Raw genomic sequence first — 16,877 nt, forward strand, 5'->3', positions numbered from 1 at the left:
TACGAGACGAACTCAGCGGGCCTTGGCGTGCTCGATGACGAGCTCGTTGGGCTGCTGGGCTTGGTGCGGGTGCGTCGGGCCCGCGTACACCTTCAGCTTGGTGAGCTGCTGACGGCCGAGGCGGTTCTTCGGGAGCATGCCCTTGATGGTGCGACGCACGGCCTCGGCGGGCTTGGTGTCGAGCTCGGCGCCGTAGGTCGTGGAGCGGATGCCGCCGGGATAGCCCGAGTGGCGATACACCTGCTTGGTTTCGGCCTTGTTCTTGGTGAGCACGACCTTGTCGGCGTTCACGATGATGACGTGATCGCCGGTGTCGAGGTTGGGGGTGAAGGTCGGCTTGTGCTTGCCGCGCAACACGCGAGCGACCTCGGTGGCGAGGCGGCCGAGCACAAGACCTTCGGCGTCGATGACATGCCACTCGCGAGTGATCTCGCTGGCTTTCGGAGTATAAGTGGGCACGGTGAACCTTCTGTTGCCGCCGACCCTTCCACGAGATGAGGGCTTCGGCGTGTCAGCTGTTGAATGACCGGTGTGATGCGACCAAACTGCCGCATACGCGACTGGTCACACTATCGGGTGGGTCCGGCGGGTCGCAAATGGGTGGCTCACCGACGGCGCGCCTCACCACGAGTCGTAGCCGACTTCCACGAGGCACAACCCTTCGGGCGGAGCGAGCCGGCCGGCGGCGTTGCGGTCGCGGGCGGCGAGAATCGATGCCACATCGTCGGGAGCGAAGCGGCCCCGGCCGACGTCCACCAGGGTGCCGGTGATGGCGCGCACCATCTGATGACAGAACGCCCCGGCGGTGATCTCCATGCGCCAACGCTGCTCGGCGAGTTCCTGCCAGCTCACGTCGAGCACCGTTCGTTCCAGCGACCGAGCGGCGCCCCCTGGGCCGGAGGGCGGACGCCGACAGAACGAACTGAAGTCGTGTTGGCCGACGAGATGGTGCGCCCCGGCCCGCATGGCGTCGAGGTCGAGCGGGATGCTGAGGTGCCACGTGGTGGCCGCAAGAAACGGGTTCGGGGTCTCGGTGCGCAGGATCGTGTAGTGGTACCGGCGCCAGCGGGCGCTGAAGCGGGCATCGAAGTCGCTCGACACGATGGCGGCCTCGCGCACCACGATGTGCGGGCCGAGCACCGAGTTCACCGACTTGCGGAGACGGGTGAGGTCGAGGCGTTCGGAGCGAGTGTCGAAGGTGACGACCTGACCCCACGCGTGAACGCCGCGGTCGGTGCGGCCGGCTCCGGTGACAACGATCGGCTCGCGCAGCACCTTGGACAGGTGTGCCTCGAGGTCGCCCGCCACGGTGCGCACCCCCTCGTTTCGAGCGAACCCGGCGAATGGGGTGCCGTCATACGCGACGAGGAGCCGCACCCGTCGGGGCGGCTCCTCGGTCGGTTCAGTTCTCGAGGGCGACTCGTTCGAGGGCGACTCGTTCGATGTCGGGTCCTGCACCATCGTCGTCTCGACGCGGTCGTGGCAACGTCGCCGACCGAGCCGGTCAGCGGCGTCGTTCAGACCAGTTCGATGCGCGCCATCGGGGCGTTGTCACCCTGGCGCGGGCCGAGCTTGAGCACGCGGGTGTAGCCACCCGGCCGATCGGCGTAACGCGGGCCGACCTCGTCCATGAGCTTCGCAGCGATCTCCTGATCGCCAAGGAACGCAAGGATCTGGCGGTGGTTGTGCAGCCCACCCTTGCGGGCCTTGGTGATGATCTTCTCGGCGACGGGCCGAAGGGCCTTGGCCTTGGCCTCGGTGGTCACGATGCCTTCCGCAGCGATCAGCGACGCCACGAGGTTCGCCATGAGCAGGCGCTGATGGCCTGCGCTGCCGCCGAATCGACGGGCCTTTTTCGGGGTTCCAACCATGGGTGATCCTTAGCTGCGTCCGCGCAGGCTCAACCCGCGCTCATCGAGCTTGACGAGCACTTCGTCAAGCGACTTCTGTCCAAAATTCGTGATGGCCAACAGGTCGTCCTCGGTCTTCATGAGGAGTTCGCCGACCGTGTTGACCTGGGCTCGCTTCAAGCAGTTGCGGGGGCGTTCCGACAGGTCGAGGTCTTCGATGGCCAAGTCGAGGTCCGGCGACGTCATCTGGGGGATGACCACCTCGCCGATCTCGAGGCCCTGGGGCTCGTCGCTCATCTCCTCGACGAGTTGCACGAGCGCACGAAGCGTCCCTCCGGCCGAGGCCAGGCTCTCGCGGGGGTTCATCGAACCGTCGGTTTCGATGTCGAGGACCAGGCGATCGAAGTTGGTCGACTGCTCGACGCGGACCGGCTCGACCGTGAACGCCACCCGGCGCACGGGCGAAAAGATCGCATCGACCGGGATGACCCCGATCGTTCCCGAACCGCGGCTGGCGTCGGCCTGCAGGTAGCCGCGCCCGCGCTCGATCGTGAGATCGGCGGCGATGCGGCCCTTCGCGTTGACCGTGGCGATGTGGAGGTCGCCGTTGAGGATCTCGACGTCTGCGGTGGTCTGAATGTCGGCCGCGGTGACCTCGGCAGGGCCCGCGATGTCGAGGCGAACCGTCACGGGCTCATCGCTGTGGCTCACCACGACGATGTCTTTCAAGTTCAAGATGACGTCGGTGACGTCTTCGGTGACACCGGTGATGGTGTCGAATTCGTGCAGCGCCTCATCGAAGCGAACCTGGGTGATCGCAGCACCCGGGATCGACGACAACAGCGTGCGCCGCAGCGAATTGCCGATGGTGTGCCCGAAACCGGGCTCGAGCGGGCTGATGGCAAACCGTTGACGGTTGCCCTCTACATCGTCGATGGCTTCGACGGTCGGTCGCTGAATGATCAGCATATTTCGCTACCTCGGGGTCAGACGTTCGGGGAAATCGGGCACCCGAACCCGGCGCCGGAGGGCGCCGGTCGGGCATGGAGGACTACTTCGAGTAGAGCTCGACGATGAGCTGTTCGCGCACCTGGGTGTCGATCTGCTCACGAATCGGCAACTCGCGCACCGAGACTTCCTGGCCGCCGTCGGTGGCATCGAGCCACGCCGGCACCGCACGACCGAGGGTGTCCATGTTGTGCTGGATCACGATGAGGTTGCGCGCCTTGTCGCGAAGTCGGATGACATCGCCTTTGCGCACGCGGTAGCTGGGGATGTTCACCCGGCGGCCGTTGACCTCGATGTGTCCGTGGCCCGTCAGTTGACGAGCCTGTGGGCGAGTCGCCGCCCATCCAGCGCGGTAGACGACGTTGTCGAGGCGCAGTTCGCAGTAACGAAGCAGGTTCTCACCCGTCACGCCCTGGCGACGAGACGCCTCGGCGTAGAGGGTGCGGAACTGCTTTTCGTTGATGCCGTAGGTGAAGCGGGCCTTTTGCTTTTCCTGCATCTGAAGCAGGTACTCGCTCACGTTGCCGCGACGACGGGTACGGCCGTGGTCGCCTGGAGGATACGGGCGCTTCTCCATGGCGATGTTTTCGCCCTTGGTACCCCAGATGTTGGTACCGAGACGGCGCGACACCCGCGCCTTGGGTCCGGTGTAACGAGCCATGATCAGTTCCTCCGACGCTTGGGCGGGCGACAACCGTTGTGGGGCACCGGCGTCACGTCTTTGATGCCGGTCACCTCGATGCCGACGTTCTGAATCGAGCGAATCGCGGTTTCACGGCCCGAACCCGGACCCTTCACCACGACGTCGACCTTGCGCACACCGTGCTCCATCGCCCGACGGGCGGCCTGCTCGGCGGCGAGCTGAGCGGCGAAGGGAGTCGACTTGCGCGAACCCTTGAACCCGACGTTGCCGGCCGAGGCCCAGGAGATCACGTTGCCGTCCTGGTCGGTGATCGACACGATCGTGTTGTTGAAGGAACTCTTGATGTGCACCACGCCGTGGTTGACGTTCTTGCGTTCCTTCTTGCGAGGGCGACGCCCTCCTGCTGGTTGCTTCGCCATTACTTGCGGACCTTCTTCTTACCGGCAACGGTCTTCTTGGGACCCTTGCGGGTGCGGGCGTTGGTGTGGGTGCGCTGACCGCGAACCGGCAGGCCGCGGCGGTGGCGCAGGCCCTGGTAGCAGCCGATCTCCATCTTGCGCTTGATGTTCTGGGAGATGTCGCGGCGCAGATCGCCCTCAACCTTGAAGTTCTCCTCGATGTGGGCGCGGAGGCGGTTGACCTCTTCCTCGGTCAGATCGCGGACCCGGGTGCTCTCATCGAGCCCGAGGGAGGCGCAGATCGACTCCGAGGTGGACAAGCCAATTCCATAGATGTAGGTGAGAGAAATCACCAGGCGCTTTTCGCGCGGGATGTCGACACCGGAAATACGAGCCATTGGTGACCTCTCAGCCCTGGCGCTGCTTGTGGCGCGGGTTCTCGCAGATGACCTGCACACGCCCGTGGCGGCGGATCACCTTGCACTTCTCACAAATCTTTTTGACGCTCGGTCGAACCTTCATGTTCTGCCTTCTCTAGCGTTTGCTCTCATCGAGCGGACGACGCCGCTCATCTTGGGGATGTCCGGCCACTGATGCGGCCGAACGGGTGACTGCCTCGTCGCCGAGGCCTACTTGTAGCGGTACGTGATTCGACCGCGTGTCAAGTCGTACGGAGTCAGCTCCACTTGCACCTTGTCGCCCGGCAGGATGCGGATGTAGTGCATGCGCATCTTGCCGGAGATGTGGGCCAGAACCTTGTGGCCGTTGTCGAGCTCGACCCGGAACATGGCGTTCGGGAGGGGCTCTATAACCGTTCCCTCGAGAACGATTGCGTCTTCCTTGGGCTTTGGCAGGGGACCATCCTCCTCAGGATGTACGATTCACCGGGCCGGGATCTGCGCACCAAAAAGGCGGCGCACAGATGGCCGACTGGGCACACTACTGCGTGATGGGGTGGTGGAACAAATGCGCCGGGTCACGGCGCCCTGGGGCAGGGTTGCGGTGGCGCGCCGTCACGACGACGCAGCACCGGAGTCGATCGCCGCGACCAGCGCCGCCGCAATCGACTCGGGATCGCCGACACCGTCGACGGTCACCAACTTGTCCCGGGATGAGAACCACGACATCAACGGCTCGGTTTGCGACTGGTAGGTCGCGAGCCGTTTGCGAACCGACTCCTCGGTGTCGTCGCCACGCTGGGACACGGTCCCACCGCACTTGGCGCAGACTCCGGAGTCGGCAGAGTCGTCTCCGAGCGCATAGATCGTGCCGCATGTTTCGCACACGCGACGCTTGGTGATGCGCTCGATGACGACGTCTTCGGGAACCTCGAGGTTGATCGCGAGATCGACCCCTTGAGGTGCCAGGAGATCGTTGAGAAATTCTGCCTGGGGCGGGGTACGCGGGTAGCCGTCGAGGAGAAAACCCGCCTCGGCGTCGGATTGAGCGAGGCGCTCGCGCACCACGCCCTCCATCTGCTCGTCGGACACGAGCCCGCCGGCATCCATGACCGCCTTGACCGCGAGGCCGAACTCCGAGCCGGTGGCCGCCGAGGCGCGCAACATGTCGCCGGTGGAGATGTGGGGAATCCCGTAGTGCGCGGCGAGCCGTGCCGCCTGGGTTCCTTTTCCGGCGCCTTGGCGACCGAAGATGATCAAACGAAGAGGTGATGACATGACGGGTGCACGCTGATTCGTGGGTCGCGGTGTGACGAGGTCACTTCGCGCCCAGGAACCCCTCGTAGTTACGCATCATGAGCTGACCGTCGATCTGCTTCATCGTTTCGAGGGCCACGCCCACGGCGATGAGCAGCGAGGTGCCGCCCAGGTTCTGGGTGATGTATGCGGTGTCGCCGGACAGGATGAACCCCAACACGACGGCAGGCAGGATGGCGAGCGCCGCGATGAACAGCGCTCCAGGAAGGGTGATCCGGCTCAGCACCTTGGCCAGATAGGTCTCGGTTTGGGGTCCGGGGCGGATGCCGGGGATGAACCCACCCTGCTTGCGCAGGTTGTCGGCCTGTTGTGCCGGGTCGAAGGCGATGGCGGTGTAGAAGTAGGCGAACCCGACGATCATCAACCCGTAGAAGGCGAGATACAGCGGGTCGGTGCCGCCGCGGAACCGGTCGTTGATGAAACGCGACAGGCTCGCTCCCCAACCGTCTCCTGGCAGCACCTGGCTGAGCAGCACCGGCAGGTTCAACACCGCGCTGGCGAAGATGATCGGGATGACGCCCGCCTGGTTGACCTTGAGCGGGATGTAACTGTTCTGCCCGCCGTACATGCGCCGGCCGACGACTCGCTTGGCGAACTGCACCGGGATGCGACGCTGCCCCTGTTCGATGAACACGACGAAGACCACGAGCAACACCGACATCGCGACGACGATGGCGATGCCACCCCAGCCGTTTTCGGCTTTGACCTGGCCGCCGGTGCCGGGCAGCGAACTCACCACCGAAGCGAAGATGAGCAGCGACATGCCGTTGCCGATGCCCCGCTGGGTGATCAACTCGCCCATCCACATCAACAGCGCCGTGCCAGCGGTGAGGGTGACCACGATCAACAACACTCGGAACAGCCCGAAGTTCGGGACGAGGTCGAGATTGGAGTTACCCGACACGAGCCCGCCGCCGCCGTTGTGGAACAGGAACACCATGCCGGTGCCCTGCAACACGGCGATGGCCACGGTGACATAGCGGGTCCACTGGGTGGTCTTGCGCTGACCGACCGCGCCCTGCTCCTGCCACTGCTGCAGTTTCGGAATCACCACGGTGAGGATCTGCATGATGATCGACGACGTGATGTAGGGCATGATGCCGAGCGCGAAGACGCTGAAGCGGGTCAGTGCGCTTCCGGAAAACAGCGTGAGGAACGTCAACACGCCGCCCTGTTCTGCCTGCTCCTTCAGTGCAGCAACGGCGTTCTGGTCGATTCCGGGGGTCGGCACAAAGGACCCGAACCGGTAGATCGCCAGCATCGCGATGGTGAACAGGATCTTGTTTCGAAGGTCGGGGACCTTCACCACGTTGCGCAGCGTGGACAACACAGGGAACTCTCCAGAATGGAAACGACGTCGGTACCGAACCGTAGCCGACCGTCGGGCGAAACTACGAAGGGGCCCGCCGCAGCGATGAACCGCTGTGGCGGGCCCGATCCGCGAGATCAGCGGTTGGTGTGGGCGCTGCCGTGGAAGGCGGGGCGTACGCCGAAGGGCTTGGGCAGGACCTCGATGGTTCCGCCGGCCGCAACGATCGCCGCTTCGGCGCTCTTGGAAAAGGCGTGGGCCTTCACCGTGACGGCACCGTTGAGTTCGCCACGGCCGAGGATCTTCACGAGCGCACCCTTGGAGATGAGGCTCTTGGCGTACAGCGCCTCGGGGGTGACCTCGGTGAGACCGGACTCGGCGATCGTGTCGAGGTTGACGCCCTGGTATTCGACGCGGAACGGGTTGTTGAACCCCTTCAACTTGGGGACCCGCATGCTGAGCGGAAGCTGGCCACCTTCGAACGCGACCGGAATCGTGTTGCGGGCCTTCTGGCCCTTGGTGCCGCGGCCGGCGGTCTTGCCGCCCTTGCCTCCGATGCCGCGACCGACGCGCTTGCGTGAGCGGTTCGCGCCCTCGGCGGGCTTCAAGTCATGGACCTTCATTGGTTACCCCTCATCCTCGGACACCGCTTCGACCTTGATCAGGTGCGGGACCTTGTTGATCTGGCCGCGGGTGTCCGGCGTGTCCGGCAAAACGTTGGTGTGTCCGATGCGGCGCAGGCCGAGCGCACGAAGCGTGCCGCGCTGCTTGGGCTTGGTTCCGATCGAGGATCGGACCTGGGTGACCTTCAACATCGCCATCACTTCACCTCAAGGGGTTCTGGCGCAGGTCCACGCTGGGACTCACGGTAGGCGTTGAGGAGACCCTTGGGTACGAACTCCTCCGGGTCGAGGCCGCGCAGACGAGCGATCTCGTCGGGGCGGCGCAGGTTCTGCAAGCCGTTGATGGTCGCACGAGCCACGTTGATGTAGTTCGCCGATCCGAGCGACTTGCACAACACGTCGTGGATGCCGGCCTCTTCGAGGATCTGACGTGCCACGCCGCCGGCGATGACGCCGGTACCGGGGGCCGCCGGCTGCAACAGCACGCGGCCGGCACCGAGCTGGCCGATGATCGGGTGGGTGATCGTCGTTCCGGCGAGGGGAACTTCGAAGAGGTTCTTGCGAGCCTCTTCGGTGCCCTTCTGGATGGCGAGGGGAACTTCCTTCGCCTTGCCGTAGCCGAGGCCCACACGACCGGCGCCGTCACCGATCACCACGAGAGCGGTGAAGCTGAAGCGACGGCCGCCCTTGACGACCTTGGCGACGCGGTTGATGTTGATGACCCGCGAATCGCGAAGCTGCAGGTCGGAATCGTTGTTGTTCGACATCAGAACTCCAATCCGGCTTCGCGAGCGGCATCGGCGACCGCAGCGATTCGTCCGTGGTAGTTGAACCCGCCGCGGTCGAACACGACGGTGGTGACCCCGGCGGCTTTGGCCCGCTCGGCGACGAGCGTGCCGACCTTTGCGGCGCCTTCTTTGTTTCCGGCGACGCTACGCAGGTCGGCCTCGTGGGTCGACGCAGCGGCCAGGGTACGGCCGGTCGAGTCGTCGATGACCTGGGCGGTCATGTGCTTGTTCGAGCGGAACACCGCAAGGCGCGGACGCTCGGAGGTACCGATGACGGCCTTGCGGACACGGGCGTGGCGCCGAATCCGGGCGTCGCGGGTGTACTTCGCCTTATCGCTCATTACTTGCCAGCCTTTCCGGCCTTGCGGCGGACGTGCTCACCCGAGTAGCGCACACCCTTGCCCTTGTAGGGCTCTGGCTTGCGGATACTGCGGATGTTGGCGGCGACCTGTCCGACGAGAACCTTGTCGATGCCGTGGACTTCGATCTTGGTCGGAGCCGGCACCACGAACTCGATGCCCGCAGGGGCCTCGAAGCTCACGGGGTGGCTGAACCCGAGCTGCAGATCGAGGGCGTTGGAGCCCTTCGCCGCCGCACGGTATCCGACGCCGACGATCTCGAGGTCCTTGCGGAACCCCTCGGTCACGCCCACGACCATGTTGTTGATGAGACTGCGGAACATGCCGTGCAGCGCACGGTTTGCCCGCTCGTCATCGGGGCGTTCCACGATGACTTCGTTCTCGCTCTGGCGCACGGTGATGGCACCGGGGATCTCTCGGGAGAGTTCGCCCTTGGGGCCCTTCACCGCCACGACTCCATCGGCGATGGTGACGGTGACGCCGGCGGGAACCGGGATCGGCGCTTTACCGATTCGGGACATGTTGGACCTACCAGACCTTGCAGAGGATCTCGCCGCCGACCTTGCGCTTGCGCGCTTCACGGTCGGTGAGCAGACCGGCGGATGTCGAGAGCACAGCGATGCCGAGCCCACCGAGCACACGGGGAACCTCGTCGTGCTTGGTGTAGACGCGCAGGCCGGGCTTGGACACACGTTGGATGCCCGAGATCACGCGCTCTCGTTCGGGTGAGTACTTCAACGCAATGGTGAGGATCTGGCCCGTGTTGTTGGGCTTGTCCTTCACCGAGAACTCGCCGATGTAGCCCTCGGACTTGAGGAGGGTGGCGAGCGCAACCTTGAGTTTCGACGACGGCATGGACACGTCGTCGTGCATCGCCGTGTTGGCGTTGCGGATACGCGTGAGCATGTCAGCGATCGGATCAGTCATTGTCATATCGAATCGCCTCCTTACCAGCTGGCCTTCGTGACACCGGGAAGTTCGCCGGCGTGGGCGAGTTCACGGAGACAGATTCGGCACAGGCCGAACTTGCGGAACACGGCGCGGGGACGACCGCACCGCTGGCAGCGGGTGTAGCTCCGAACCTTGTACTTGGGCTTCTTCTGCTGCTTGTTGATGAGCGCCTTGGTTGCCATGGCTTACTGCTGCCCTTCGCGTCGGAACGGGAACTTGTATGCGTCGAGAAGGGCCTTGCCCTCTGCGTTCGTGCGGGCGGTGGTCACGATCGTGATGTCCATACCGCGGCTGGCGTCGACCTGGTCGTAGTCGATCTCGGGGAAGATCAACTGCTCGGTCACGCCGAAGGTGTAATTGCCGCGCCCGTCGAACGCCCGGGGGTTGAGCCCGCGGAAGTCACGGATACGGGGGATGGCGAGGGTGACGAGACGGTCGAAGAACTCCCACATGTTGTCGCCGCGAAGGGTGACCTTCACACCGATGGAGTTGCCCTCACGCACCTTGAAGCCGGCGATCGACTTCTTGGCTTTGGTCACGACCGGCTTTTGGCCGGCGATCTGGGAGATCTCCTTGGTGACCTTGTCGATGAGGTGACGGTTCTCGAGTGCCCCGCCGCAACCGACGTTGATCACGATCTTTTCGAAACGCGGAACTTCCATGATGTTGGAGAGTCCGAGTTGTTCTTTCAGCTCGGCACGGATCTGCGAGTTGTAGAGCGCCTTGAGCCGCGGGACGGCATTGGTTTCTGTCGACATCAGATTTCAGCTCCGGTCCGGCGGCTGATGCGAACCTTCTTGCCGCCCTCGAACTTGTAACCGACGCGGGTGGGCTTGCCGTCTTCGACGAGCGCCACGTTGGACACGTGGATCGGCTTTTCGAATTCGATGATGCCGCCCTGCTGCATGGCCTGGGTGGGCTTGCGGTGACGCTTGACCCGGTTCACGCCCTCGACGACGACCTTGTCCTGCTTCGGGATGGCCTGCAACACGAGGCCTTCTTTGCCCTTGTCTTTGCCGGCGAGCACGATCACGCGATCGCCCTTGCGGATCTTCATCACAACACCTCCGGCGCCAGCGAGACGATACGCATGAACTTCTTGTCGCGAAGTTCCCGGCCGACCGGGCCGAAGATGCGGGTGCCGCGTGGCTGCTTGGCGTCGTTGATCAACACGGCGGCGTTTTCGTCGAAACGAATGTACGAGCCGTCCGGACGACGCTTTTCCTTCTTCACACGGACGACGACGCACTTGACGACATCGCCCTTCTTCACCGACGCGTTCGGGATGGCGTCTTTCACCGTGGCCACGATGACGTCGCCGATCGAGGCGTAACGACGCTTCGATCCACCGAGCACCTTGATGCAGAGGATCTCCTTGGCGCCGCTGTTGTCGGCGACTCGGAGCCGGGTCTCCTGTTGAATCATCGTGCACGCTCCAGGATTTCCACGACCCGCCAGCGCTTCAGCTTGGACAACGGACGAGTCTCGGCCACGCGCACCCGGTCGCCCACGTTGAGATCGTTGTTCTCGTCGTGGACGTAGAGCTTCTTGTCGCGCTGAACCGTCTTGTTGTACTTCTTGTGCCGCACCCGCTCGACGATGGTGACCACGGCGGTGCGGTCCATCGAGTTCGAGGTGACGATGCCTTCACGGACCTTGCGGGAGTTCCGCTCGGTGGTTTCGGTTGCTTCTGCCATCAGGCGCTCGCTTCCTTGTCAGCTGCCTCTGCCGCGGCGATCTCTCGCGCACGGAGTTCGGTCAGAATGCGTGCAATCTGGCGCTTCTCGGCCTTGAGCTTCGAGGTCTGCTCGAGCCCTCCGGTGGCCAACTTGAAGCGGAGCTCGAACAGCTCCTTGCGCCGGTTGGCCAGCTCGCCGAGCAACGCGGAGTCGTCGAGGTCGGCCAGAACGGTGTTCTTCGCCATCAGAAGTCCTCCTCGCGCTTGATGATGCGGGCCTTCATCGGCAGCTTCTGGATCGCACGGTTGAGCGCGGCGCGAGCGGTCTCCTCATCGGGGTAGGACAGCTCGAACAACACACGACCGGGGCGAACCACGGCGACCCACTTCTCGACGTTGCCCTTGCCGGAGCCCATGCGGGTTTCCGCCGGCTTCTGGGTGATGGGCTTGTCGGGGAAGATGTTGATCCACACCTTGCCGCCACGCTTGATATGACGGGTCATGGCGATACGGGCGGCCTCGATCTGGCGGGCGGTGATCCACCCGGGCTCGAGGGCCTGGATTCCGTATTGGCCATAGGAAACGGCGGAGCCGCCCTTGGTTGCGCCGGTCAGGCGGCCGCGGTGCTGCTTGCGGTGCTTGACCTTTCTCGGCATCAACATGTTCAGTCACCATCCCCGGGACGGAAGTGCGGGGTCTCGTGATGCTGACGAGTCGCACGTTCGATCTGCTCTTCTTCTTCGAGAAGGCGCTCGATCTCGGGATCGGCGTCCTTCAACAGCGGCGCAGCCTCTTCAGTCGCGGCCTCTGCACGCTTCTTGGCGGCCGACGAAACCACGCGGCGCGGCGCCTTGGCTTCACCGGCGGTGTCGCCCACCGCCATGGCGGCCTCGCGCAGCGCCTTGTCGTCGGTCTGCGGCTTGTAGGGCAAGATGTCGCCCTTGTAGATCCACACCTTCACGCCGATGCGGCCATAGGTGGTGTGGGCCTCACGGAAGCCGTAGTCGATGTCGGCACGCAGGGTGTGCAGCGGCACTTGGCCCTCGCGGTACCACTCGGTGCGGCTCATCTCGGCGCCGCCGAGACGACCGGAGCACTGGACACGAATGCCCTTGGCGCCGGCCTTCTGTGCGTTCTGCACGGCCCGCTTCATCGCCCGGCGGAACGCCACGCGCCCGACGAGCTGGTCGGCCACACCCTGGGCGATCAGCGCTGCGTCGAGTTCGGGCTGCTTGATCTCCTGGATGTTGAGCTGCACCTTCGGGTTGCCCGAGATCTTGGTGAGCCCGCCGCGCAGGCGGTCGGCTTCCGAACCGCGACGGCCGATCACGATGCCGGGGCGAGCGGTGTGCACGTCGACCCGGAGCCGATCGCGGGTGCGCTCGACCTCGACACGGCTGATCGCCGCGTGCGGCAGCTGGGTCATGAGGAAGTCACGGATCTTCCAGTCCTCGATGACGTTGTCGACGTATTCCTGGCGGCTGGCGAACCAGCGGGACTTCCAGTCGGTGGTGATACCGAGGCGGAAGCCGTACGGGTTGACTTTCTGGCCCATTACTTCTCTCCCTCTTCGGCGTCATCGGTCTCGGCAGCGTCGCTGTCGGCAACTTCGGTCTCGGCGGCATCGGCCTCGACCGACTCGGCCTCGACCGCCTCAGCGACCTCAGCCTCTGCGACCTCAGCCTCTGCGTCGACAACCTCAGCCTCGACGGCGTCGGCCTCGATGACCTCAGCCTCGGGCTCCGGTGCGGAACCTGCACGGCTCTTGGCCACACGCTGGGCACGCGAGGCACCCGAACGGGCGCTCGACGGGGCACGGTTCGCCTTGGCACGCAGGATGGCGAGCTGTTCGCCGTCCATCCGGCTCACGATGATCGTGATGTGGGTGGTCCGCTTGCGGATGCGGCCAGCGCGACCACGGGCCCGGGGGCGGAACCGCTTGAGGGTCGGGCCTTCGTCGGCGAAGCACGCCGAAACGTACAACTCTTCGGCCGCGATGCCGTCGTTGTTCACCGCGTTGGCGATCGCCGAGTTCAGCAGCTTGAGGATCGGCTCGGCGGCACCGCGTTCGGTGAGCGCCAAGATGTTGATCGCGTCGGCGACGTGGCGACCGCGGATCAGGTTGAGCACCTCACGGGCCTTGTAGGCCGAAAAGCGCGCGTACTTGAGTTCTGCCCGGGTTCCCGGACGTTCGTTCGTCTTGACTCCGAACGCCATCAGCGCCGTCCTGACTTCTCTTGGCCAGCGTGGAACTTGAAGGTCCGCGTCGGGGCGAACTCGCCAAGCTTGTGACCGACCATCGATTCGGTGATGTACACGGGAACGTGCTTGCGACCATCGTGCACGGCGATGGTGTGGCCCACCATGTCCGGGATGATCGTCGAGCGACGCGACCACGTCTTGATGACGTTCTTGTTGCCGGCTTCGTTGAGCGCGTCGACCTTCTTGAGAAGGTGGTCGTCGACGAAGGGGCCTTTTTTGAGACTGCGAGGCATAGGTCTTCTCTTCTCCCCTTATCGGCGCGAACCGCGGGTACGGCGGCGGCGCACGATGAGCTTCTGGGACGGCTTGGTCTTGTCGCGGGTACGGCCTTCGGGCTTGCCCCACGGGGACACCGGGTGACGACCACCCGAGGTCTTGCCTTCACCACCACCGTGGGGGTGATCGACGGGGTTCATCGCAACACCGCGGGTCTGGGGACGGATGCCCTTCCAGCGGTTACGACCGGCCTTGCCGATCTTGATGAGTTCGTGTTCGGAGTTGCCGACCTCGCCGACGGTTGCCCGGCAGTCGATCGGAACACGGCGCATTTCGGTCGAGGGCAGGCGCAGGGTGGCGAAGTCGCCTTCTTTGGCGACGAGCTGCACGCTCGCACCGGCGGAGCGGGCCATCTTGCCGCCTCCGCCCGGGTAGAACTCGACGTTGTGAATGACGGTACCGACCGGGATGTAGCGCAGCGGAAGGGCGTTGCCGGGTCGGATGTCGGCACCCTGACCGGAGGACACCACGTCGCCGACCTTGAGGTCCTTGGCGGCGAGGATGTAGCGCTTTTCGCCGTCTGCATAGTGCAGCAGCGCGATGCGGCAGGTGCGGTTCGGGTCGTACTCGATCGTCGCGACCTTGGCCGGCACGCCGTCCTTGGTCCGCTTGAAGTCGATAATGCGGTACTGACGCTTGTGGCCGCCACCGCGGTGGCGGGAGGTCTTGCGTCCGTAGTTGTTACGTCCACCGGTGCGGTGCTTCGGTGCCAGCAACGACTTTTCGGGAGTCGTCGAGGTGATCTCGGAAAAGTCCGAGACGGTCTGGAAGCGGCGACCGGGGCTGGTGGGCTTGCGCTTTCGAAGTGCCATGTTCGTCCCTCTTAGCCGGCCTGGAAGATTTCGATTTCGGCGCTGTCCGTCGTGAGGGTCACGATGGCGTGCTTCCGATCGGGCAACGAGGTCGTCTTGTTGGTGCGACGACCGCGCTTGGACTTGCCCTTGCGGACAAGGGTGTTCACCTTGGCGACCTTGCGGCCCGGCCAGATCGCTTCGACCGCCTGGCGGATCTCGATCTTGGTCGCGGACGGGTCGACGACGAAGGTGTACACGTTGTGGTCGATCAGCCCGTAGGACTTCTCGCTCACGACCGGGCGGATGATGATGGTATGGGGATCCTTCACGCCTCGTCCTCCGAAGTGGCGGGAGCACTCGACGGAAGCGCTTCCTGGGTGAACACGACGTAGTCGCTGACGAGCACGTCGTAGGTGTTGAGCTCACCGATGGTGATGACGTGCACCTTGTCGATGTTGCGGAAGCTCTTCCACGCGTTGACATCGGTCGGGGTCAACACGATCAGGGCGCGGCCCTCGACTCCGAGCGCTGCGAGCGCCGCGACGGCGGACTTGGTGCTCGGGGTGTCGAAGTTCCAGCTATCGACGACGATGACCTTGTCGTCGGCGGCGCGATCGGACAGGGCCGAACGCAGCGCGAGCTTCTTCATCTTCTTGGGGGTGCGCTGGTCGTACTTGCGGGGCTTGGGGCCGAGGGCGACACCGCCACCGCGCCACTGCGGGGCGCGGATGGAGCCCTGGCGTGCACGGCCGGTGCCCTTCTGCTTGAACGGCTTCGCTCCACCGCCGCGGACCTCGGAGCGGGTCTTGGTGGACTGGGTGCCGGCGCGGGCGGCCGCGAGTTGGGCCACGACGACCTGGTGCATGACCGGCACGTTCGGCTCGAGGCCGAACACGGCGTCGTCGAGTTCGACCGTTCCGGCGGAGCTACCGGCCGGGTTCTTGAGGGTGATGTTTGCCATCAGTTGTCGCCCTTCGATGCCTGGCCGCCCTTGACGGCGTCGCGAATGAGGACGAGGCCACCGTTGGGTCCGGGCACGGCGCCCTTGACCAGCAACAGGTTCGCCTCGGCGTCGGCCTGCACGACCTTCAGGTTGAGGATCGTCACCTTCTCGTTGCCGTACTGGCCGGGAAGCTTCTTGCCCTTGAAGACGCGCGACGGGGTGGCGCACTGGCCGACCGAGCCGGGCTTGCGGTGGACGCGGTGTGCGCCGTGGCTGGCGCCGACGCCGGAGAAGTTGTGACGCTTCATCGCACCGGAAAAGCCCTTGCCCTTGCTGATGGCGGTGACGTCGACGAGTTCGCCGGCTTCCATCAGGTCGACGGTGATCTCCTGGCCGAGCTCGTAGGAGGCCACGTCATCGATGCGCAACTCGACGAGGCGAACACCGGGGTCGACGCCGGCCTTGTCGTAGTGGCCGAGCACCGGCTGGGTCACCTTGCGCGGGTCCTTGGACCCGTAGGTGACCTGCAGCGCGCTGTACCCGTCGGTTTCGGGGGTTTTGATTTGGACTACTCGGACGGGTGTGACCGACAAGACGGTGACCGGAACAACGTTGTTGTTCTCGTCCCACACTTGGGTCATCCCGACCTTTTCACCAACGATTGTCTTCGTCGCCATGACGAGGTTTCACTCCTAGGCTCATGTCTCACCAACGGCGGACAGCGGAGCCCTCACGCGAACGCTCCGCACAGCACGGGCTAGCGGAGCGAACTCTTGGTTTGCCGATCGGTTCCCGCCGAAGCGGGCCTGCTCGAACGTCGATTTCGCTTGTGTGCCAGCCGAACCTGAGGTTCTGCCCGGTCACACGATGTCTGGAGGTTAGTGCCGGCGGCGAGCCGACACCAAACCCGGTGCGCGAGGTTCTGGGAACCTACGCGTTCTGGATCTTGATCTCGATGTCGACGCCAGCCGGAAGGTCGAGGCGTTGCAGCGAGTCGATGGTCTTGGGGGTGGGCTCGAGGATGTCGATGAGCCGCTTGTGAACACGCATTTCGAAGTGCTCGCGTGAGTCTTTGTACTTGTGTGGCGAGCGGATGACCGTGAAACGGTTCTTTTCGGTCGGCAGCGGAATCGGGCCCTTGATCTTGGCCTGGGTCCGCACGACGGTTTCGACGATCTTCTTCGTCGACTGATCGATGATCTCGTGGTCGTACGCCTTGAGACGGATGCGAATCTTCTGCTCAGCCATGCTCTCTCACACTTCTCGAGGGCACCCATCCG

Annotated in this window: 30 protein-coding genes and 2 pseudogenes; all 32 read right to left on the minus strand. The window is 64.5% G+C overall.

Annotated elements, in window-relative coordinates:
• Nucleotides 1–12 precede the first annotated feature (12 nt).
• The 32 genes and pseudogenes from rplM to rpsJ all read right to left on the minus strand — a co-directional run bounded on the left by rplM (nt 13) and on the right by rpsJ (nt 16,845).
• Nucleotides 13–459 carry a 50S ribosomal protein L13 gene (gene rplM / locus M9952_15450; GenBank protein ID MCO5314318.1) on the minus strand — a complete coding sequence of 149 codons (447 nt, stop codon included), beginning with the start codon at nt 457–459 and terminating at the stop codon, nt 13–15.
• Between the two features lie 162 nt (nt 460–621).
• Entirely contained in the window at nt 622–1,377 is a 756-nt protein-coding gene (gene truA, locus M9952_15455) for a tRNA pseudouridine(38-40) synthase TruA (protein ID MCO5314319.1), read from the minus strand.
• Nucleotides 1,378–1,517: 140 nt separating this feature from the next.
• Nucleotides 1,518–1,871: a 50S ribosomal protein L17 gene (rplQ, locus tag M9952_15460; protein MCO5314320.1), complete on the minus strand. Its 354-nt coding sequence runs from the start codon at nt 1,869–1,871 to the stop codon at nt 1,518–1,520.
• 9 nt (nt 1,872–1,880) lie between these two features.
• Nucleotides 1,881–2,819 carry a DNA-directed RNA polymerase subunit alpha gene (locus M9952_15465; GenBank protein MCO5314321.1) on the minus strand — a complete coding sequence of 313 codons (939 nt, stop codon included), beginning with the start codon at nt 2,817–2,819 and terminating at the stop codon, nt 1,881–1,883.
• A gap of 82 nt (nt 2,820–2,901) precedes the next feature.
• On the minus strand, nt 2,902–3,519 hold the full coding sequence (rpsD, locus tag M9952_15470; protein ID MCO5314322.1) for a 30S ribosomal protein S4: 618 nt from the start codon (nt 3,517–3,519) through the stop codon (nt 2,902–2,904).
• Between the two features lie 2 nt (nt 3,520–3,521).
• A complete protein-coding gene (gene rpsK / locus M9952_15475) occupies nt 3,522–3,920 on the minus strand; it encodes a 30S ribosomal protein S11 (protein MCO5314323.1) in 399 nt (132 codons plus the stop codon).
• Nucleotides 3,920–4,297, minus strand: a complete 378-nt coding sequence (rpsM, locus tag M9952_15480) for a 30S ribosomal protein S13 (protein ID MCO5314324.1) — start codon at nt 4,295–4,297, stop codon at nt 3,920–3,922. The genes rpsK and rpsM overlap by 1 nt, the downstream gene beginning before the upstream one ends.
• Before the next feature lie 10 nt (nt 4,298–4,307).
• On the minus strand, nt 4,308–4,421 hold the full coding sequence (rpmJ, locus tag M9952_15485; protein MCO5314325.1) for a 50S ribosomal protein L36: 114 nt from the start codon (nt 4,419–4,421) through the stop codon (nt 4,308–4,310).
• 107 nt (nt 4,422–4,528) lie between these two features.
• Nucleotides 4,529–4,753: a translation initiation factor IF-1 gene (gene infA / locus M9952_15490; GenBank protein ID MCO5314326.1), complete on the minus strand. Its 225-nt coding sequence runs from the start codon at nt 4,751–4,753 to the stop codon at nt 4,529–4,531.
• A 159-nt stretch (nt 4,754–4,912) separates the two neighbouring features.
• Entirely contained in the window at nt 4,913–5,575 is a 663-nt protein-coding gene (locus M9952_15495) for an adenylate kinase (protein MCO5314327.1), read from the minus strand.
• Between the two features lie 40 nt (nt 5,576–5,615).
• A complete protein-coding gene (secY, locus tag M9952_15500; GenBank protein MCO5314328.1) occupies nt 5,616–6,944 on the minus strand; it encodes a preprotein translocase subunit SecY in 1,329 nt (442 codons plus the stop codon).
• Between the two features lie 116 nt (nt 6,945–7,060).
• Nucleotides 7,061–7,546 carry a 50S ribosomal protein L15 gene (gene rplO / locus M9952_15505; GenBank protein MCO5314329.1) on the minus strand — a complete coding sequence of 162 codons (486 nt, stop codon included), beginning with the start codon at nt 7,544–7,546 and terminating at the stop codon, nt 7,061–7,063.
• A gap of 3 nt (nt 7,547–7,549) precedes the next feature.
• Nucleotides 7,550–7,747: a 50S ribosomal protein L30 gene (gene rpmD / locus M9952_15510; protein MCO5314330.1), complete on the minus strand. Its 198-nt coding sequence runs from the start codon at nt 7,745–7,747 to the stop codon at nt 7,550–7,552.
• The gene (rpsE, locus tag M9952_15515) at nt 7,744–8,313 is read right to left on the minus strand and encodes a 30S ribosomal protein S5 (GenBank protein ID MCO5314331.1); all 570 of its coding nucleotides are present in this window, start codon (nt 8,311–8,313) and stop codon (nt 7,744–7,746) included. The genes rpmD and rpsE overlap by 4 nt, the downstream gene beginning before the upstream one ends.
• Nucleotides 8,313–8,675, minus strand: a complete 363-nt coding sequence (rplR, locus tag M9952_15520) for a 50S ribosomal protein L18 (GenBank protein ID MCO5314332.1) — start codon at nt 8,673–8,675, stop codon at nt 8,313–8,315. Before rplR ends, rpsE begins: the two co-directional genes overlap by 1 nt.
• A complete protein-coding gene (rplF, locus tag M9952_15525) occupies nt 8,675–9,214 on the minus strand; it encodes a 50S ribosomal protein L6 (GenBank protein MCO5314333.1) in 540 nt (179 codons plus the stop codon). The genes rplR and rplF overlap by 1 nt, the downstream gene beginning before the upstream one ends.
• A gap of 7 nt (nt 9,215–9,221) precedes the next feature.
• Entirely contained in the window at nt 9,222–9,626 is a 405-nt protein-coding gene (rpsH, locus tag M9952_15530; GenBank protein MCO5314334.1) for a 30S ribosomal protein S8, read from the minus strand.
• Nucleotides 9,627–9,640: 14 nt separating this feature from the next.
• Nucleotides 9,641–9,826 carry a type Z 30S ribosomal protein S14 gene (locus M9952_15535; GenBank protein ID MCO5314335.1) on the minus strand — a complete coding sequence of 62 codons (186 nt, stop codon included), beginning with the start codon at nt 9,824–9,826 and terminating at the stop codon, nt 9,641–9,643.
• A 3-nt stretch (nt 9,827–9,829) separates the two neighbouring features.
• Nucleotides 9,830–10,402 carry a 50S ribosomal protein L5 gene (gene rplE, locus M9952_15540; GenBank protein ID MCO5314336.1) on the minus strand — a complete coding sequence of 191 codons (573 nt, stop codon included), beginning with the start codon at nt 10,400–10,402 and terminating at the stop codon, nt 9,830–9,832.
• Nucleotides 10,402–10,701: a 50S ribosomal protein L24 gene (gene rplX / locus M9952_15545; GenBank protein MCO5314337.1), complete on the minus strand. Its 300-nt coding sequence runs from the start codon at nt 10,699–10,701 to the stop codon at nt 10,402–10,404. Before rplX ends, rplE begins: the two co-directional genes overlap by 1 nt.
• Complete coding sequence (rplN, locus tag M9952_15550; GenBank protein MCO5314338.1) at nt 10,701–11,069, minus strand: 50S ribosomal protein L14; 369 nt, start codon at nt 11,067–11,069, stop codon at nt 10,701–10,703. The genes rplX and rplN overlap by 1 nt, the downstream gene beginning before the upstream one ends.
• The gene (gene rpsQ, locus M9952_15555) at nt 11,066–11,341 is read right to left on the minus strand and encodes a 30S ribosomal protein S17 (protein MCO5314339.1); all 276 of its coding nucleotides are present in this window, start codon (nt 11,339–11,341) and stop codon (nt 11,066–11,068) included. The genes rplN and rpsQ overlap by 4 nt, the downstream gene beginning before the upstream one ends.
• Entirely contained in the window at nt 11,341–11,568 is a 228-nt protein-coding gene (gene rpmC / locus M9952_15560) for a 50S ribosomal protein L29 (protein ID MCO5314340.1), read from the minus strand. The genes rpsQ and rpmC overlap by 1 nt, the downstream gene beginning before the upstream one ends.
• A complete protein-coding gene (gene rplP / locus M9952_15565) occupies nt 11,568–11,984 on the minus strand; it encodes a 50S ribosomal protein L16 (GenBank protein MCO5314341.1) in 417 nt (138 codons plus the stop codon). The genes rpmC and rplP overlap by 1 nt, the downstream gene beginning before the upstream one ends.
• Before the next feature lie 266 nt (nt 11,985–12,250).
• Nucleotides 12,251–12,877, minus strand: a pseudogene (gene rpsC / locus M9952_15570) (30S ribosomal protein S3).
• A gap of 308 nt (nt 12,878–13,185) precedes the next feature.
• Nucleotides 13,186–13,539, minus strand: a pseudogene (gene rplV / locus M9952_15575) (50S ribosomal protein L22).
• The gene (gene rpsS / locus M9952_15580; protein ID MCO5314342.1) at nt 13,539–13,817 is read right to left on the minus strand and encodes a 30S ribosomal protein S19; all 279 of its coding nucleotides are present in this window, start codon (nt 13,815–13,817) and stop codon (nt 13,539–13,541) included. Before rpsS ends, rplV begins: the two are co-directional and overlap by 1 nt.
• 18 nt (nt 13,818–13,835) lie before the next feature.
• Complete coding sequence (rplB, locus tag M9952_15585) at nt 13,836–14,672, minus strand: 50S ribosomal protein L2 (GenBank protein MCO5314343.1); 837 nt, start codon at nt 14,670–14,672, stop codon at nt 13,836–13,838.
• An 11-nt stretch (nt 14,673–14,683) separates the two neighbouring features.
• The gene (gene rplW / locus M9952_15590) at nt 14,684–14,983 is read right to left on the minus strand and encodes a 50S ribosomal protein L23 (GenBank protein ID MCO5314344.1); all 300 of its coding nucleotides are present in this window, start codon (nt 14,981–14,983) and stop codon (nt 14,684–14,686) included.
• Entirely contained in the window at nt 14,980–15,615 is a 636-nt protein-coding gene (gene rplD, locus M9952_15595; GenBank protein ID MCO5314345.1) for a 50S ribosomal protein L4, read from the minus strand. Before rplD ends, rplW begins: the two co-directional genes overlap by 4 nt.
• Nucleotides 15,615–16,274 carry a 50S ribosomal protein L3 gene (gene rplC, locus M9952_15600; protein ID MCO5314346.1) on the minus strand — a complete coding sequence of 220 codons (660 nt, stop codon included), beginning with the start codon at nt 16,272–16,274 and terminating at the stop codon, nt 15,615–15,617. Before rplC ends, rplD begins: the two co-directional genes overlap by 1 nt.
• A 253-nt stretch (nt 16,275–16,527) precedes the next feature.
• Nucleotides 16,528–16,845 (minus strand): 30S ribosomal protein S10, encoded by a 318-nt coding sequence (gene rpsJ, locus M9952_15605; protein MCO5314347.1) that lies wholly within the window; start codon nt 16,843–16,845, stop codon nt 16,528–16,530.
• Between the last annotated feature and the right edge of the window lie 32 nt (nt 16,846–16,877).

Source organism: Microthrixaceae bacterium, assembly GCA_023957975.1.
Taxonomy (GTDB): domain Bacteria; phylum Actinomycetota; class Acidimicrobiia; order Acidimicrobiales; family Microtrichaceae; genus JAMLGM01.

What these genes read in the sequence shown, in the direction of transcription:
- rplE (MCO5314336.1), bottom strand. Translation starts at nt 10,402, where the DNA reads ATGTCGACAGAAACCAATGCCGTCCCGCGGCTCAAGGCGCTCTACAAC.
- rplO (MCO5314329.1), bottom strand. Translation starts at nt 7,546, where the DNA reads ATGAAGGTCCATGACTTGAAGCCCGCCGAGGGCGCGAACCGCTCACGC.
- rpsJ (MCO5314347.1), bottom strand. Translation starts at nt 16,845, where the DNA reads ATGGCTGAGCAGAAGATTCGCATCCGTCTCAAGGCGTACGACCACGAG.
- rplN (MCO5314338.1), bottom strand. Translation starts at nt 11,069, where the DNA reads ATGATTCAACAGGAGACCCGGCTCCGAGTCGCCGACAACAGCGGCGCC.
- rplC (MCO5314346.1), bottom strand. Translation starts at nt 16,274, where the DNA reads ATGGCGACGAAGACAATCGTTGGTGAAAAGGTCGGGATGACCCAAGTG.
- M9952_15495 (MCO5314327.1), bottom strand. Translation starts at nt 5,575, where the DNA reads ATGTCATCACCTCTTCGTTTGATCATCTTCGGTCGCCAAGGCGCCGGA.
- rpsS (MCO5314342.1), bottom strand. Translation starts at nt 13,817, where the DNA reads ATGCCTCGCAGTCTCAAAAAAGGCCCCTTCGTCGACGACCACCTTCTC.
- rpsH (MCO5314334.1), bottom strand. Translation starts at nt 9,626, where the DNA reads ATGACAATGACTGATCCGATCGCTGACATGCTCACGCGTATCCGCAAC.
- rplP (MCO5314341.1), bottom strand. Translation starts at nt 11,984, where the DNA reads ATGTTGATGCCGAGAAAGGTCAAGCACCGCAAGCAGCACCGCGGCCGC.
- rplR (MCO5314332.1), bottom strand. Translation starts at nt 8,675, where the DNA reads ATGAGCGATAAGGCGAAGTACACCCGCGACGCCCGGATTCGGCGCCAC.
- rpsD (MCO5314322.1), bottom strand. Translation starts at nt 3,519, where the DNA reads ATGGCTCGTTACACCGGACCCAAGGCGCGGGTGTCGCGCCGTCTCGGT.
- rpsM (MCO5314324.1), bottom strand. Translation starts at nt 4,297, where the DNA reads ATGGCTCGTATTTCCGGTGTCGACATCCCGCGCGAAAAGCGCCTGGTG.
- M9952_15535 (MCO5314335.1), bottom strand. Translation starts at nt 9,826, where the DNA reads ATGGCAACCAAGGCGCTCATCAACAAGCAGCAGAAGAAGCCCAAGTAC.
- rplB (MCO5314343.1), bottom strand. Translation starts at nt 14,672, where the DNA reads ATGGCACTTCGAAAGCGCAAGCCCACCAGCCCCGGTCGCCGCTTCCAG.
- rplD (MCO5314345.1), bottom strand. Translation starts at nt 15,615, where the DNA reads ATGGCAAACATCACCCTCAAGAACCCGGCCGGTAGCTCCGCCGGAACG.
- rpmJ (MCO5314325.1), bottom strand. Translation starts at nt 4,421, where the DNA reads ATGAAGGTTCGACCGAGCGTCAAAAAGATTTGTGAGAAGTGCAAGGTG.
- rpsE (MCO5314331.1), bottom strand. Translation starts at nt 8,313, where the DNA reads ATGTCGAACAACAACGATTCCGACCTGCAGCTTCGCGATTCGCGGGTC.
- rpmC (MCO5314340.1), bottom strand. Translation starts at nt 11,568, where the DNA reads ATGGCGAAGAACACCGTTCTGGCCGACCTCGACGACTCCGCGTTGCTC.
- M9952_15465 (MCO5314321.1), bottom strand. Translation starts at nt 2,819, where the DNA reads ATGCTGATCATTCAGCGACCGACCGTCGAAGCCATCGACGATGTAGAG.
- rplX (MCO5314337.1), bottom strand. Translation starts at nt 10,701, where the DNA reads ATGAAGATCCGCAAGGGCGATCGCGTGATCGTGCTCGCCGGCAAAGAC.
- rpsQ (MCO5314339.1), bottom strand. Translation starts at nt 11,341, where the DNA reads ATGGCAGAAGCAACCGAAACCACCGAGCGGAACTCCCGCAAGGTCCGT.
- rplF (MCO5314333.1), bottom strand. Translation starts at nt 9,214, where the DNA reads ATGTCCCGAATCGGTAAAGCGCCGATCCCGGTTCCCGCCGGCGTCACC.
- rpsK (MCO5314323.1), bottom strand. Translation starts at nt 3,920, where the DNA reads ATGGCGAAGCAACCAGCAGGAGGGCGTCGCCCTCGCAAGAAGGAACGC.
- rplQ (MCO5314320.1), bottom strand. Translation starts at nt 1,871, where the DNA reads ATGGTTGGAACCCCGAAAAAGGCCCGTCGATTCGGCGGCAGCGCAGGC.